Source organism: Peribacillus sp. FSL E2-0159, from assembly GCF_038643155.1.
Taxonomy (GTDB): Bacteria; Bacillota; Bacilli; order Bacillales; family DSM-1321; genus Peribacillus; species Peribacillus simplex.
In genome coordinates, this window is sequence record NZ_CP152053.1 from 4,667,158 (window position 1) to 4,684,045 (window position 16,888).

A 16,888-nucleotide genomic window follows, 5' to 3' on the forward strand; every position below is an offset into this window, starting at 1 on the left:
TAATCCTTAAATGGTAAGACCTTCATGAGTATTTGATTTTCGTTAATCCCATTTATAAATTGCTTTTAGTTATCTATTTTAAAAATCTTCTTCCCATGCTTCTTTTGCATCCAATAACCTTTGTGATAAAAACTCATAAAAGTTCTTTGCTGTATTGTAGTTATCAAGTCCAACTTGTCTATTCCACGCTATTACTGGGCACTCATTATTCTTCATTTTGCTTGTATATAAACAATTAACATATTCTCCAGCATTTTCAATAACTACTAAATCCTTTTCCAATCCTAAATCTCTATAACTCTTCGTGTTAACAACAACAGGAGCTCTATTTGACTTAGCCACTCCTAAAATATCAACACCAAATGACCCACCAGAACCATAGGTATTTAAAAACCACTTATAACCTTCTGATAATTCCACCCCTAGCTCATTTTGGACAGCACTGATTTGACTTTCATCTACTCCACCTGTAAAGTCATCTGATTCCTTATGTTCATTAATAAAATTGGTTAATTCCTCTTTATTCATTCAGTACTCCCCCTGCCAACAACGTTCAACTTTTCACCCTCCCGTTACATAAATTTTAATTTTTGTAACGCTTTTTAAACGATAGCGAGTATTATACGACCGTCTCCAGTAAAAATACAACCCAAAATTTAGAATCCACACAGTAAGAGATTACCCTTTCACGTCACCCTTTGTTTATCGCCACGAGCTTTGTCATTCTCGTTAGTTTGTTAGCTATGTAATGTCATAAACTACCCTTACCATGTAAAATGTCATCTTGCCTATTTATCGTATCTTTCTCACAAACCAAGTATTAAAACATAATGCCTTGATGGTACAACCACCATGAGTTTTGAATTTCTAGATATCGTCAACGATGTTGTCCTTTCCATAAATTATTTATTTCTTTTTGGTCATTTACCTTATATTTCTCCCATTAACTTTACTTTTCCATTAAACAAAAAACCTTGAATAGCGTTTAGCCAATCAAGGTTTTCGTACATCTGAAAATATTCTTCTGTATCTATAATATTAAATGTAATACTATTTCACCCTATATATTTTATTCACTAAAGCTGACAAGTTCTTCTTCCCAGAACCCACCTTGAGTTAAAGAAACAGCGTCAATTTGATGAAGGCTCTTGGAAATCCAGTCTAACAATTCTTTAGTTGCATTTTTTTCAAGATAGGCTCTTCTTCCATTAACAGCTTTTAACTTTTTTATAAATTCTACATAGAAAAGCAAAGACTCTGCAAACTTTGCTATTGTAGAATTTATTAATACACTATTATTTTCATTATCATAATCAATATATACGACCTCAGAGTTAGATTCATTAATACATACTGGATTTCCGCTACCAGTATACCCTAAATATATAAACCTATCATACATTTTTCCTAAACTATTATTTTTTTCAGTTAGTCTAATCCCCCCACCGTTGGTTGAAGATTCGAAAGTTAGAAAAGGTGGAGCAGACTCAGGTAACCCTGCTTTAATTAAAAAATTCTTGGTTTCATTAGTTAAGGAAAATGAATTAATATTAGATTCATCATAATTAACCAAACCATAGGTGTCACTATTCCATTTGTTCAAAAACTCCTGTGGCGAAATCATATTTTATACCTCCACTATTTATTAATAATTTCCTTCAGTTGATTGTTTGTAATAATGTTATGGTTTCTTTTCTGACGTAAATACTTCTCCAATTTCAGTCAACGGGTCGTTCCCCCTAATATTGTGTTCTTTCTCAAAATTGTGTATTCCTCCAAAGCCTTTATGCAATGATTGTGGAACCGCAGCTGCTTGACCTCCGCCACCGATATGGTGATGTATTAGTTTATCACCCTTAGTATCTCTATACTGAGGAAAATGTTTAATAAAATCGTCATCTACTACAGGGACTAATCCATTCTCAATTCTTTCAACATTTGCTTCGCTGAAAAATTCAGGATGATTATCTAGTAATTCATTAAAGTGTTTCGAAGCACTTCTTTCCCATCCTGCTGCGTTAGTTCCGCTTTTTTTCTTTCCCTTATAGTTCATTTCGGTGACGAGTCTATGGTCAGCCCTGTATTCTATTGGTATTTTTTCAATTTCAATATCACGGTAAGCTCTAATATCACTATAATTAACTTTCACTGTATTTTCTACAGCATTATCTATACCCCTACCACTAACTTCATACTCCACTCTCGCCATTGAAATTAACTGATCCTTCAACCCAGTACCATTAACCACATTATAAGGTACTCCACCTGCCAACGACAGTTGGTTTTTTGGATTGTATGGCAATAAGTTAGGAATGGAGACCAGTTCTTTTGCCTTCGTTGCACCTTTAACTGCAGCCGCTTTTGTAGTGGCTGCCCCAGTCTTTGCTACAGCACCTGCTCCTTTTGTTCCTACTACTGATGTGACGACTGTTCCGAGGGCATAGGACACCCAATGAGCCCGCGAATAGGCATCGCCATTTACCATATCTTTTTCATAAGAATCCGAGATGGACTTGGAAATATATTTATAGGTTTGAATCGGGTGAAGGATCGAATTTACTACACCTTCAACCGTGTCCTCAGGATCTGTGACAAAGTCCCAAACTCCTGTCACAAAGTCTTTACCTACATCATAAAGGCCTACGCCGATTCCTTTTGCAATGTCTGCGGTTTGCTTAGCCGCTTCTAGCTGCATAACATATTGCTGCTGGGTTAGCCCTAAGTTTTCATACCCGATCTGCTTGGCGATTTTGAGGAACTCATCTGGATCTGTTACATGATCGAGTTGTGCCTTCAAGTCTTTGATCCGACGATTCTCTGCTTCCTCTTGCTTAACCTTCAGGTATTCCGCGGTTTCTTTTTTCCTTACTTCTAGGTTTTTATAGGCTTCACTATTTTTATAAGCTGTTGCATTAAAATAGAGAGGGGATACTTCTCCTCCCCTTGTACTGGATATTTTCAATTGCTCCATGAGTGCCGCCACTGCCGCTTGGTCCGCTTCGGATTTGGCATATTCAGCCGTCCACTTATGATCGATCTCGTTTACTTTGTCTATCGTTTGGTTCCGTTTCCTTTCAGCTTTTTCCATATTCTCAAAGAACACATCATCGGAAAAAGGTTCTAACTGAATGATATCATCAATTCCAGCCAATATTTTTTTCAGATCATTTTTTTGGGCTGTGACCATTTCCTTGGAATTTCGACTGGCGCTTTCCAGCTCTTCCTCTAAAAAAGGGACCGTGACCACAGCTTCACTCAGGTTAGCTTCGATTGTATCTCCTTGAATTCCACTTAAAAAGGCAACGTGCCGATTGATCAGGCCCAGCCAAGAATCCACGACATCAATCTGTGCTTTGTAAAACCCTTTAATGGCCTCTGCGCCACGACCCTGTAGCTCATCATCCAAATGAACGATACTCTCAAATCCTTTTTTTAATTCCGTGAGCTGTTCTTTCAAGTCCTTATATTGTCCGACACGCGTTTGCATGGCAGAAACTAGTGTTTGAGATTCGTAAATCATAGACATAATGGAAAGTCCTTTCAACTTCTTTTCTTATAACTAGATTTCATTTATATGTAATATTTTTATTCACTGTAAAATTATGGACTAAATATATTTTAGAAGAGTTTCTATATTTATTCAAGAATTGAAAGGACTTTTTACTAAACGGATTAATAATGAAGGAAATAGTTTTCAGTACAAAGAGGATAGGCTAATAGAATATTTCTTTAAGCTTTGTAATATTGAACAAAAATGGGCCAGGAGCCACAAAAAATTGGCAAGCTGGACAGTATTTTAAACTAATACGTAAAAAGGGCTATTCCATTAACAGGAATAGCCCTTTCTTTGTATCAAAATTAAAATGCCGGTATGGCAGTTTCACTATATTTCTCTTCTAAAAATTTGCGTACCTCTGGGCTTGTCATAGCCTTGGCCAACTTTTGGACTGGCTCAGAATCCACGTTATCCTTGCGTGCTACTAATGTAATCGCAAAGTCATTTTCAACACCTTCTGTGAGAAGAGCGTCATTTTTTGGTGTCAATCCAAGCGGTGCAGCGTAAGCAGGTGTTATCACTATCGCATCTGCTTCATCATACGTTCTCGCTAGCATTAATAAATCCACTTCTTTAAACTTATAGTTTTTAGGGTTCTCCGTAATATCAGACATTGTATAGTATGGACCCTTTTTTTCCTTTAAAGTAATAACTTTATGCTGTGCTAGCAATGCCAATGAACGATCGATATTCGACACATCATTTGCAATGGCAATAACGGCACCCTTTGGCAATTGATCGATTGAATCGTATTCTTTGGAATACACACCATAATTGGCAAAATAAATGGGTTTCACTGGTACAAGCTCGGCATTTTTGTTTCGATTGAATTCCTCCATATACGGAACGTGTTGGAAGAAGTTCACATCCACTTCTCCTGCCGCTAGTGCGGTGTTAGGCTGAACATTATCACCTAATACAACCATTTCCAGGTTAATGCCCTCCTCTGCCAGCTTTGGTTTAACAAGCTCAAGAATTTCAGTCATTGGGGGAATGAGTGAGGCCACTTTCAATGTTACCTCTTCCTTCTCCTGATTCTGTGCATTTTCTTTCTCTTTTACTTCATTCGCCTTTCCACATCCTACTAAAAGCAACATAATTGCTGTCATGAGAAAGAGTATTTTTTTCATGATGTTTCCCTCCATTATTTATCTTTTATCAATCATTCTGGCTACAGCTGTTCCAATAAATTGGATAAGCTGTACTAGAATAATCATAATGATAATCATATAAATCATTAACTCTGTTTTAAACTGCTGATAGCCATACCTGATGGCAAAATCCCCGATACCGCCGCCTCCGACCACTCCCATGATCGTTGAATAGGAAATAAAGCTGATAATCGATGTTGTTAGTCCGAGGACAAGCCCTGAACGAGCCTCCACGTAAAGAAATTTAAATATGACATCCTTTACAGAAGCCCCCATGGAAATGGCTGCCTCGATTACACCCTTTGGTACATCCAATAAAGATTGCTCGACCAATCGCGAATAATGGGCAATGGCAATGATCGCTAATGGAACGCAAGCAGATGCTGTACCAATGGCTGTGCCGATTATGAACCTTGTAAACGGGATTAAAAAAACAACCAATAACAAAAATGGGAATGAACGGATTATATTTACAAGTAAATTTAAAATCGAGAAAGCCCACGGATTATCAAGCAAATGACCCTTCCTACAAAGAAATAGCAAGGTCCCGACAGGCAATCCAATCAAAATCGCAGCTAAAATGGACACACCCACCATAATAATGGTTTCTCCAATTGACTGCCAAATTTCTGCCTCATATTGAACTAAAATCTCAGGCATGACCTAGCCCACCATTCTCTGCTAATTGTTCGATAAAGTATTCTGGACGATTATCCCTTTTTTGAATCCCGGTTGGTTCGATTAAGACAGTGTTATAAATCTCTCCATCTGCCATGATCGTAACACGATTGCATATACTTTTAATGACATCCAGCTCATGACTAACAATGACAATCGTAACACCGAAGCGTTTGTTTATGTTCTCTAGCACGTCTAATATTTCAGCCGTTGTATTTGGATCAAGGGAAGAAGTCGGTTCATCACATAACAACACTTGCGGGTTATTTGCCAATGCCCTTGCAATGGCAACACGTTGCTTTTGTCCCCCGCTTAATTGTGCAGGATATCTCTCCATCTCCTTCTCCAATCCGACAAATTGAAGACACTCTACAACACGGTTCCGACGTTCTTTCTTTGGGTAATTTGCCAGCTCTAAAGAGGCTGCCACATTGTCATAAACCGTTTTATTTGCCACAAGATTAAAATGCTGAAAGATCATGCCAATCGACTTCCGTGCCCCTCGAAGTGCTTTATTGTTCAGTTTTGTCAATCTTTGGCCGTTTACCTCCACTTCGCCCGCATCTGGGGTCTCCAACAAATTCATTAACCGCAGCAACGTTGATTTCCCTGCTCCACTTGCTCCGATTATTCCATGAATTTCACCTTTAGGTATTGTTAAAGTAACAGACTTAATGGCCTGAAACTGTGAAAATTTTTTACTCACTTGATGCAGGTTAATCATAAAATCCCACTTTCTATTTGTTGAAAGATAAGCATAGCGCTCCACATTATAGTTTCATCAAAGAAACACAGCTGATAAATCATTTTATCAACTAATGAGGACCTAATGCAAAGACACAAATTAACAGTTAGAAAGGATAGATGAACAGTGAGGGATCCCTGTTTACATCTATCCTTTTGTACGACATATGACCTCATTTACAACAACAACCAACTATTTCGTTAACTGGATACTTTCATTCCAGAACACCGTGAAGTTATTTCGACGACACCATCAAAAACCGGACAATTTGATCCGAGAAGTTAAACCAGTAATGGGCTTTTCTAGCATCAAACATGAACGACTGCTGTTCATGGAGTTCTATTCTTTCTCCCTCTATTTCCACGGTTAACTTCCCTTCGATAATGAATAAAAATTCATGTCCGCTATGAGAAAAAGCGCTTCCTTTATTTTCACCTGGCTTTAAGGTGACAAGAATAGGCGAAAAAACAGCATCACGAATGCCGCTGGATAAATTCTGATAATGAAATTGTTCATGATTATAATCAGAATTTTCTTGGGAGCGGTCCTCAGAAAAAAAGAAACTTGGATTGACATCTAATGTATCAGCGATTTTTTTTAATGACTCTAATGTGACGCTTGATTTTCCCCGTTCTACTTGTGATAAAAAGCTAATCGAAACGCCTGTTTGTTCAGCCAGGCTCTTTAATGTTAGTTTTCGCTCTTTCCTCAATAATTTCATTTTTGTCCCGATTGAATCGAAAGGCATACAGATGCCCCCTTTTTTACATAGTATCTAGCTACATTATACATGACAAGTTTTGATGAATGTTCCGTCATTAATAACTTACCAAAAAATATTGACAGAAAATTTTTAATTATTTAATATAAAAGAAATAATAATTGAAGTGATACTTCAATTATGAAGGGGTGACTCAAGATGGAGAAGAAACAAATGCGGCGAATTTTAGTCGCGAGTTTAGTCGGAAGTTCAATTGAGTGGTTTGACTATTTTTTATATGGCACCGTTGCAGCACTCGTGTTTAACCAGTTGTTCTTTGTGAATGAGGATCCGACAATAGGGCTGTTGCTTTCCTATGCATCCTTTGCGTTAGCATTCTTCATCCGCCCTTTTGGCGGAGTGATCTTTAGCCATATTGGTGATCGTATTGGGAGAAAGAAAACACTTGTTTTAACACTTAGTTTAATGGGGGTCGCAACATTTGGGATGGGGCTTCTTCCTACGTATCAAGCAGTTGGTATTTGGGCGCCGATTTTATTAATTACGTTGCGCTTAGTTCAAGGTCTAGGAATTGGCGGTGAATGGGGAGGCGCGCTTTTATTGGCCGTTGAATATGCTCCCGCTGAAAAACGGGGCTTGTTCGGAGCTATTCCCCAGATGGGTGTTACGATAGGAATGCTGCTTGGAACCATTGCCTTATCTATTATGACACAGCTTCCTGAAAGCGCATTCATGACTTGGGGATGGCGTTTACCATTCATTTTTAGTGCTTTGCTTGTATTTTTTGGCCTATGGATTCGTAAAGGAATTGATGAAACACCGTCTTTCAAAAAAGTAAAGGAATCCGGAGAGGTACCAAAGCTGCCGATTGTAGAAACTCTTAAGAATTATTGGCGTGAAGTGCTTATCGCCGTGGGAGCCAAAGTGGTAGAAACAGCGCCATTTTATATTTTTAGCACATTTGTCGTATCATATGCTACTTCAAATCTCGGTTTCTCACGGACAGCTACATTAACTGCAGTCATGACTGCAACAATTATAACAACGATTTTAATACCATTCATGGGGAAGTTATCTGATACAATAGGCCGCAAAAAGCTGTTTATAGTTGGAACGATTGGGATGGCACTGTTTGCATTCCCATACTTCTGGTTGCTGCAGCAAAAATCGGTACTGCTATTAATCGTTGCAACAGTGATAGGTTTAGGGGTTATTTGGGCACCCATCACAGCTGTTCTTGGAACGATGTTCTCGGAAATTTTCGATGCAAAGATTCGCTATACCGGCATCACGCTTGGATATCAAATCGGAGCAGCTCTGGCAGGAGGAACAGCGCCGCTAGTCGCAACGGCTTTACTTAATAGATTTAATAACTCCTATGTTCCTGTCGCCATTTATATTATTTTTGCATCTCTCCTGTCACTAGCAGCGATTTGGGCAGTTAAGGATCGCAGTAATCAGAAATTAGACGAAACGCATAATACTAGAGCCATGTAATCTATGGTTCTCTTACTTCAAGGAGGACAATTGAATGTTAGTTATAAGTGAGAAGGAAATTCAACAATCATATGGAATGAAAGACGCAATAGCGGATGTAAAGACCGTATTGGATGCACATGGTGCTAAAAAAATAGACAACCCTCATCGCACAGTTCTAGCTTTCCCTCAACACGAGGCATCGGCACTTTACATGCCAAGCGCTGATTTATCTGAGGAAGTTTCGGCGGTCAAGGTCGTTACCATTTTTCCAAAGAATCCTTCAAGGGGGATGGCAACAACACAAGGAGTCATCTTGCTGTCAGATGCAGAAAATGGCGAACATTTAGCATTGTTGAATGCCTCCTATTTAACACGTCTCAGAACGGGGGCATTGAGCGGCATTGCCACAGACTTTCTTGCTCGTAAAGACGCCCGGGTTCTCACGATCATCGGAACAGGAGCTATGGGATTTGAACAAGCAATTGGTGTGTTAGCCGTAAGGGACATTGAACGTATTTTATTAGTAAATCGCACACGAGAGAAAGCGGAGAAATTCGGTGAAAAGCTGCGGGCATTCGGTGTAACCGTTCCTTTTGAAGTTTTCGAAGATGTTTCAGCAGCTGTTCGTCAAGCAGATATTATTTGCTGTGCAACCCGCTCGAACGAGCCTGTATTTAATGGGGAGGATTTAAAGCCGGGCACACACATTAACGGGGTCGGGTCTTATTTGCCGGATATGAAAGAAGTGGATAATACCACGGTATCACGCGCTGCTAAAATTATCGTCGACGATTTGGCGGGCGTGAAGGATGAAGCAGGAGAACTCATTTCTGCAGCCAATCAGGGAAATTGGTCGTTTAATGATATTCACGGCGAGCTCTATGAACTTGTAACGCTGACCAAAACAGGCAGGGAAAATGAAGAGGAAATTACCTTCTTTAAATCAGTCGGTGCTGCTTACTTTGACCTCGCTGTCGCAAAAGGTGTTTACCGCCAATCGAAAGAACGGAACATTGGAATGGAGATCGAGGTATAACAGAAGCCAATACATTTTGCTATCGCTGAATGTAATAACAACCCGATTTTTTGGGACGTTCAACATGAGTCCTAACGTGTTTTTTAAAGGACACAATATATTGTTGCTAAACTTTTTATAAAAAAACAACTGTCGACTTTGTCGACAGCCTGAAGAGCCTATAAACGGCTCTTTTTTCTTTAAGTTTTTATTGCTCAGCATCAAATTCAGATTCTGAACGGTCTCTATCTGTAGGTATTTCATTTTCATATGCATTTTCATACTCAGAAACTACCTCTGTGGCTTCCTCGTTCAAAGAAGCTTTACCTTTTTCCATTTTTTCACTAGTCACATCTTGCTTAATACCTTCAACGTATTCATTTGAATTTGGACCTGATACTAATAAAGATCCATCATCTTGTGCATACGCTAAAAACACATATGATTTTCCTTCTTCCGGTAATGTATCATCTTCATACAAAACAACAGAAGAGCCGTCTTCATTTATCCCTCCAGCCTTTTGAATAGGTATGGAAGTATCTGTAACTAAATTACCCTTTAGATTTTGTAGGACAGTAACTTGGTAATTTGTATACGGTGTTGAAACCTCTTTAGCACCGTCACTAGTTTCAATTGTTACTGGATCTTTGTATATAGTGTCAACATCTTCATCAACTCGGCCTATGAAAACGTAATCTGCATCACCTACAGTTTCTTTTGGATCATCCACATCTACAGCAAAAGTACCATCCATTTGAATTACCTTTAGATTTTTTTTTTCCTCCGAACTGACATTACTTACATCTTTCTTGGAATTAGAACAAGCTGAAACTATCAAAGAAAGACTAAATATAAATAATAGTGAAGCAAGTAACTGAACTATTTTCTTACCCATTGTTTTCATTCCTCCTCTCCCTGTTAGTATTTCTTATAAGCAGCGTTATAAGAAGCTGCATCATAATCGCATAATAACCAAAAATTCAGATTGAAATATCCCAAAATTGAATTCAGGATTTTCATATATGGAATATTTAATAATATTAATTAAACCAAATACTCATGTGATATCAGATGCATTGAAGAAAAAAACTATGATTACTATTTTTTATATAATCAAATTTAGCCACCATCAATTACCTTTTATATTGGTAAAAGCTTCAACTTATAATCACTCATTTTTTATTGATTTTTGAACGAATAAGTATAGATAAAGCACAAGTACCATAGAGAAATAAAGCTATGAAAAGTAAAGGTACTAATATTGTTGATATTTGATCTTTTGGGACAACCCAAAATAATAGAACTGCAAAGGAAATTGTTCCACTTAACCCCACGAATATCGCATAAAATAATAATCCGAAATTTAAAGCCTTTTTATAATTCTCTTTATTTGTAAACATCAATATCAAAATTCACCACCTAATTTTAATTTTGTTTTATTCACTGTTTTTTAGAATTACTTATCTTCTTCTAAACCTGCCTTTACTCCTACTCCGACACCATAACTTATTATTCTCGTATTCCTTAAAACGGCGTTAAGTGACTCCATTAGTCCTTTAGAAAAATAACGTCCGAAGCAACTCCCTTTTTGGGGTAGCACCTGTAAGTTCAGTCAAAAATCCCATACACCCCAATGTTTTACGATCAAATAAAAAAGAATCCATCTTGAAAAAGATGGATGGATCATTTTCTATCTGTGTTGCTGTGTCAACTTAGTTTTCATGCAGAGTTGATTGAAACGGAAGGTGCGAGACTCCTGTAGTGGAATGAAACGATCAAAGCACACCCCACCAACATGGACAAGTTGTATGCCCCCTATCATGCGGAAAATTGACTTAATTAAATCCTTACCCACTTGTTTCGGCTTCAGCTACCTTTTTGACACGTTCTAAAAATTCGACTACCACTTTATCGGTAGCAAATAATAAAAGTAATTTCAAAAACCACTTTAACGGGCGACTGGTGACTGTATATGTAAAGGAAGTTCTATTGTCATTGATTTTATTTAGTTCGTAAAAAGCTGTAATATCAAACATTTTTGCAAGTATGAAGCCTACTTTTAGCTTTTTCTCATTAGTTTCATTCAAATATTCTAATGTTTCTATATCATACTCTTCGGTTCGTTTTCCTTCTCGATACTTTTGGCGATATACACTCCCAACCACTTCTTCGGTTATTTTAACGGGCTTCTGTTCAACTACTTGAGGCATTATTTTTTGCATATTTTCTACAGAACCATCAAGAAACTTCCAAACGTGTTCAATTGGGGCGTTTATTTCTATTTCTCTTTTCCATTTTTTCAATGAAAATCACCTCTACCTATATTATATTTCCTTTATTATGTAAAACCAAATTTATAATTGATAAATCCGTAAATAATTCAAGTTGAATTTTTTACCCAGAGGAGTTTTTAAACAACACTTTTTTTGAATTTAAATGCCTTTCTGTAAAAAAATTACTTTATTAAGACTCTCTTTTTTAGTGTTATTCTTGTATAATAAACCAAACGGTTACTTTTTCAGGAGAATCCAATGAATTTTATTTATATTAATCAAAACATATTAGATAATCTTTTTTATATCTTGGTAAGTATTTTGATTTATTACATTTTATTAGATCATGGCAAAAGGTTAAGTCAGTATGGCAAGACACTTATCACTGCATGCATGAGCATTCCTATTATTTTATGTATGAAGTTTCCTATTTATATCGATGAATATTGTGTCCATGATCTCAGGCAAATCCCTTTTATTATAGGGACACTTTATGGTGGTTGGCCTGTAGGGGCTGCTCTGTTAGTCATCATATTAACTTTTAGGTTTGCTTTTTATGGTTTCAATTTACTTACGTTAATTGTTTATATCGTTATCTTTATTATAACGGCTCTTTTTTCTTCCAAATTCAAAAATTTCAATAGAAAAAATAAGCTGAATAGCTCCATACTATTAATTTTGTTTCTAGGAATACTAACCAGCTCTATTTCACTCGGTATGTCTGATTATTTTCGAATAACGGAGGCGTACGTATTTTACTTTATCATCCTCCCTCCTTTCATTATCGCTATAGCTGTATATATAATGGAAATTTTAAAAGATGCCATTTTAATTCGGACACAAATGATAAGGCTTGAAAAAATGGAGGTAGTCAGTCAGCTTGCAGCTAGTATTTCACATGAAGTTAGAAATCCTTTAACGGTTGTGAAAGGATTTGTTCAACTGCTAAAGACTCCTGATCTGACTCAGGATGTAAAAGAACAATATATAGAGCATGTTGTTAGGGAGCTTAATAGTGCAGAATCAATAATTAGTGAATACTTAGCATTTGCAAAACCTGCACTTGAAAAAGTGGATCCTATTTCAATTAACCGTGAAATAGGATATGTAATTGAAATGATCAAACCATTGGCTAGTATGAATTTAGTTACTATATCTGAACAGTTGACTCCAGGCATTACACGGGGGAATATTCAACATTTCAAGCAATGCTTCCTAAACCTCGTTAAAAATGGTATAGAGGCAATGCCCAACGGCGGGGAACTTAGTATTGTTTCCTATGTAAATAATTTCGATATCATTATCGAAATAAGTGACAATGGAGTGGGAATGAACAAAGAACAAATAAATCGTTTTGGCGAGCCATATTACAGTTCCAAAGAAAAAGGAACAGGGTTGGGATCAATGGTGGCTGTTAAGACCATCCAAACGATGAATGGTACACTTCATATAACTAGCCTTTTGAATAAGGGAACAACGATTTCAGTAACACTACCCGTTTATCATGAAGATTATTCTGTAAAATAAATGAATAATTACGCCTCATATAAAAAAAGTCCGCCATTTACAGCGGACTTTTAATTTGTAGACAAATGGGGTTCTATCTAAATTTTAAAAACAAAGTTGATTGGAACGGAAGGTGCGAGACTCCTGCGGGAAAAGCGAGTCCAGGGGAGACCCCACAGGCGCAAAAGCGACGAGGAGGCTCCCGGACCGCCCGCGGAAAGCGAGTGCCAGGAGTGGAAATCAACGGTCAAAGTTTAAAAACCTAAAAAAATTGTAGACAAACTCGAAGAAATGCGAATTTGCCTGCAGTTTTTTTATTTTAAAAAATACCGGTGAATTTCAGAAATCCGCTCCCTTTCCGCCGACTGTCTGCCAAGCCTCCTCACCGCAAGCGGCTGTGGGGTCTTGGCTAGCCAGTAATTCGGCAGGAGTGTCGCAAATTTCTTCAATCCAATAAGGATTACAGTAAAAAAACATGAAGGATAATCCAATCTTGTTTAAATAATTTAGATGGTACCCCTTCTGTTCAATAGAGTGCTGTCACTATTTATTTTTTCTGTTCAAGGCATTGATAAACCGCCATCATATCTCGTTTATTCAGCTCACGAATCCGGGCGAAAATCGGAATATCGGCAACGGCCTCGGTACGTTGACTTTCAGCCACGGCATCTTTTACTTTTCCTGTCAGCCAGGTCTGCACGTCGATGCTATCTACGATTGCTTTACGACCTTCATCATCGATGCCACTGGCATGACAACTCACACAAGGTATCGTTAATTTATACACACCGTCATGGATGTTATCTTCTGAAATGACTTTCTTGCCATTACAGAATGGGCATTTATGACTTGCTTTAATTTTATTGATTTGGGTAACGATTTTTTTGTAGCCAAATGCTTCATAGACATAGGTTAGTTTTTTGTATTTGCCATTGGTGAAGTATTTATCAATAATGGTTTCTCTTGTTTCGTTAATATTGGCAAAGTCACAGATGGTGATCTGGTTTTTGCTGCTGATTGCTTCGATATTGCCTTTAATGCTGCCCCAGAATGGCAGGGTATTTTGTAAAACCACTTCATACCCGACGAAGCTTGCCAGTTCAAGTTCGAGCATTTTCAACGATGCTTTTGTTTCCCGAGGAAGGAATGAGACATCATCTGTAAGTGCGATATCGCCACCCACAATTGCTTTTAGTTTTTCCAGTTCCGGCAGCTTCCCCACAATTTTGATGACTTGATCAATCGGCTGTTGGATGATCTCGCGAATGTCTGTATCACCAAATGTCAGTTTTTTATGATGGTTCAGGACCGTTCCTTGACAGACAGGACAGGCGATCATCTCTTTTGATGCTTTCATCTGCTCTTTAATGATTGATTTCGATATGAACATATAACGTCCAATGATGAAATTGAATCCTTCCCATGTTCTTGATGCCTTGCCTGCTTTATCATAAAAGGACTTTTCCCAATACCCATATAAGAAGGTCTGCTTTTCGGCATCTGTCATCTCATTATAGCTTTTACTAATGTCGTGACCGAGTTCATTCTTGATCTCATCAAACAGGAATTGCAGTTTTGTATGTTGATAATATTTTAATACTTCCATTACGTCTGGATGTAATAAGCCATCCCAGAATGGCACGTTTTTGTCTTGAATGACGACATCAAAGTCAAATTTTTCAATGACTCTGCGGCCCGAACAGCTTGGACAATGATTTTCTGCAGAATAGAAGTCGAAGCTTCTTGTATCTTTATTGGTTGGATGTGCTGCCACTAGATGGTTGATCATTCCGCCCAATTCATAAAGAAACGTATATTGACTGTACAAGTGCCGTTCAAGATCGATAGCGATCACAGGTGCGATCGTGTCTGACTCGTACTCACCATAAATCACACGAGCGATTGGTGATAAGCTTTTTAAAATGCCGCCCTTATAGACGTTCTCTGCCTTTTTGAAATAGTCCAGATGATTTTCCTGTAAATAATTGATGCCCTTTTTTGACCGAAGTGTGGAAGAGATCTGCAATGGCACCACTCGATCTCCATTGTTTTTGTGACGATAATGATCATCATGACTGACAACTTCAAGATGCTGGACAGGTGTTAGCTGTCTTTTACCAAAATCAACGATAAAATCCGAGCTTTCCAGCATATAACCATTATGTTCAATCATGATGATGGAGACCGATTCATCCTCCAGGATGACCCTGACACTATCGATGAATTGATTTAAAATATTTTGCGATAACCCTTTTGAAGGCTCATCAAAAATGAACAGCGTATGTGGGTTTCTTGTCTTCGCGAACAGTTCGGAAACTAAGTGGACACATTGAAATTCACCAGTCGATAGTGTTTGTGTTTTTCTTTCTAACGTCAAATACCCAAGTCCAAGTTTGATCAATAAGCTCAAGCGTTTATGAGCGATATCTTCCTTTGGCAATTCTTCGATGATATCTTCAATCGAACGCAGAAAAATATCATCAATTTCATCACTGTATTTGGTGAGTTTCTTTTTAATATCAAGAAACGTCGCAACGGTTGATCGACTGGTAATCGATTTGTTTCTGTCCTGCCCGACCATGACTAGCTTATCTTTTGGATACCGCTTCTGAAAATCTTTAGAGATACATTCATTGACAAGTGTTGATTTACCGCAGCCTGACTCACCCGTAAAGGTAACGAGCCTATTCTTAGGAATCCAAATTTCTTCCATTTGAATATTACGGCAGTAAAGATCCTTAAATTGATAGTATTCCGTTGGCGCTGCTTCATTTCGTTCCCAGCTGATTGGTTTGGGACGCGGTGATTCCTCAACAATTTTCCCGCCATATTTCCCGCTGCCAGGTCCAAAGAACAATTGTTCATTCGTGCTATCTAACACCGTGTCTGAGTGGTCAATGAGCCAAATTTGATTTTTATAACCTAATTGCTTAATCTGTTCTAAAATTTTCAATAGTGTTTGATGATCAAGACCGACGGAGATTTCATCAATGATGATCACGGTATTTTCACTTGTTGCCATGAATTCGGCCAAATAAAGCCGGGTTAATTCTCCCCCTGACACTGTCCCCATAATACGATTCAAACTTAAATAACCAATATTCATATTGATTATATTTTGGAGAATATGCTGTTTAGCTTCACTAATATGTAATGTCTCTGCGAGTGAAAGGATCGTTTCGATGCTTAAGTTGTTAATATCGGAAATAGTATGCGGGTGGTCTAATAATTCAATGGTATATTGCTCGACTTCTTGATTGTAGCGCTTCCCCTCACACTTTGGACATTCGACATTTTTCGTCGTACCGCGTCCTTTACAAGTGGGGCACCAGCCTAAGGCATTATTAAATGAAAAAACTTCCGGAGAAAGATTGAATTTTTCTGCAAGACAAACACGAATCTCTTTAAACACACCAGTATGTGTGCCAATGGTTGAACGGGGGTTGGCTGAAATGGATGATTTGCCGAGAAAAAGGACCAGCGGCATTTCTTCCATCTTGATGGCGCTGAAGTTGGTTTCCATAATATTAGGAAATAAATACTGATATTCAGACTTGGGCAATAAGGAAACGAGACGCTTCTTGGATTCTTCCCCAATGGTTTGACAAAAAGTCGTTTTCCCGGAACCGGATAACCCAGCAATTCCTAATGATTGATCTTCCACCAGTGCTGCATCTAAATGGTTTATATTGTTCGCTATTAATCGATTTATTTTCATTTGTAACTCCTCTCCATTTTATTAAGCTCAGTCTTTCATATTAGCA

The 16,888-nt window shown here is 37.9% G+C and carries 14 protein-coding genes; 3 read left to right on the plus strand and 11 right to left on the minus strand.

Annotated elements, in window-relative coordinates; translation table 11 throughout:
* Nucleotides 1–78: 78 nt before the first annotated feature.
* From NYE63_RS22790 to NYE63_RS22820, 7 genes are all read right to left on the minus strand, one after another.
* Nucleotides 79–528, minus strand: a complete 450-nt coding sequence (locus NYE63_RS22790; protein WP_342602826.1) for an SMI1/KNR4 family protein — start codon at nt 526–528, stop codon at nt 79–81.
* A gap of 541 nt (nt 529–1,069) precedes the next feature.
* Entirely contained in the window at nt 1,070–1,624 is a 555-nt protein-coding gene (locus NYE63_RS22795; protein ID WP_342602827.1) for an SUKH-4 family immunity protein, read from the minus strand.
* A 57-nt stretch (nt 1,625–1,681) separates the two neighbouring features.
* Nucleotides 1,682–3,526: a T7SS effector LXG polymorphic toxin gene (locus NYE63_RS22800; RefSeq protein WP_342602828.1), complete on the minus strand. Its 1,845-nt coding sequence runs from the start codon at nt 3,524–3,526 to the stop codon at nt 1,682–1,684.
* A 332-nt stretch (nt 3,527–3,858) separates the two neighbouring features.
* The gene (locus NYE63_RS22805) at nt 3,859–4,686 is read right to left on the minus strand and encodes a MetQ/NlpA family ABC transporter substrate-binding protein (protein ID WP_342602829.1); all 828 of its coding nucleotides are present in this window, start codon (nt 4,684–4,686) and stop codon (nt 3,859–3,861) included.
* 18 nt (nt 4,687–4,704) lie between these two features.
* Nucleotides 4,705–5,367, minus strand: a complete 663-nt coding sequence (locus NYE63_RS22810) for a methionine ABC transporter permease (protein WP_342602830.1) — start codon at nt 5,365–5,367, stop codon at nt 4,705–4,707.
* Complete coding sequence (locus NYE63_RS22815) at nt 5,360–6,109, minus strand: ATP-binding cassette domain-containing protein (RefSeq protein WP_342602831.1); 750 nt, start codon at nt 6,107–6,109, stop codon at nt 5,360–5,362. The genes NYE63_RS22810 and NYE63_RS22815 overlap by 8 nt, the downstream gene beginning before the upstream one ends.
* A 256-nt stretch (nt 6,110–6,365) precedes the next feature.
* Nucleotides 6,366–6,878, minus strand: a complete 513-nt coding sequence (locus NYE63_RS22820) for an XRE family transcriptional regulator (RefSeq protein ID WP_342602832.1) — start codon at nt 6,876–6,878, stop codon at nt 6,366–6,368.
* A 171-nt stretch (nt 6,879–7,049) separates the two neighbouring features.
* Between NYE63_RS22820 and NYE63_RS22825 the strand changes: the two genes are divergently transcribed.
* Nucleotides 7,050–8,348: an MFS transporter gene (locus NYE63_RS22825; protein WP_342602833.1), complete on the plus strand. Its 1,299-nt coding sequence runs from the start codon at nt 7,050–7,052 to the stop codon at nt 8,346–8,348.
* A gap of 34 nt (nt 8,349–8,382) precedes the next feature.
* Complete coding sequence (locus NYE63_RS22830) at nt 8,383–9,366, plus strand: ornithine cyclodeaminase family protein (RefSeq protein ID WP_342602834.1); 984 nt, start codon at nt 8,383–8,385, stop codon at nt 9,364–9,366.
* Nucleotides 9,367–9,553: 187 nt separating this feature from the next.
* Here NYE63_RS22830 and NYE63_RS22835 read toward each other — a convergent pair whose 3' ends face one another.
* Both NYE63_RS22835 and NYE63_RS22840 read right to left on the minus strand, forming a co-directional pair.
* Nucleotides 9,554–10,240: a cell surface protein gene (locus NYE63_RS22835; protein ID WP_342602835.1), complete on the minus strand. Its 687-nt coding sequence runs from the start codon at nt 10,238–10,240 to the stop codon at nt 9,554–9,556.
* A gap of 952 nt (nt 10,241–11,192) precedes the next feature.
* Entirely contained in the window at nt 11,193–11,648 is a 456-nt protein-coding gene (locus NYE63_RS22840; protein ID WP_342602836.1) for an SRPBCC family protein, read from the minus strand.
* Between the two features lie 228 nt (nt 11,649–11,876).
* Here NYE63_RS22840 and NYE63_RS22845 point away from each other — a divergent pair, with 228 nt between their 5' ends.
* Nucleotides 11,877–13,145, plus strand: a complete 1,269-nt coding sequence (locus tag NYE63_RS22845) for an ATP-binding protein (RefSeq protein ID WP_342602837.1) — start codon at nt 11,877–11,879, stop codon at nt 13,143–13,145.
* A 318-nt stretch (nt 13,146–13,463) separates the two neighbouring features.
* Here the strand turns inward: NYE63_RS22845 and NYE63_RS22850 are convergent, their stop codons facing one another.
* Nucleotides 13,464–13,601: a hypothetical protein gene (locus tag NYE63_RS22850; protein WP_342602838.1), complete on the minus strand. Its 138-nt coding sequence runs from the start codon at nt 13,599–13,601 to the stop codon at nt 13,464–13,466.
* A gap of 70 nt (nt 13,602–13,671) precedes the next feature.
* On the minus strand, nt 13,672–16,842 hold the full coding sequence (locus tag NYE63_RS22855) for an ATP-binding cassette domain-containing protein (protein WP_342602839.1): 3,171 nt from the start codon (nt 16,840–16,842) through the stop codon (nt 13,672–13,674).
* Nucleotides 16,843–16,888: the final 46 nt, after the last annotated feature.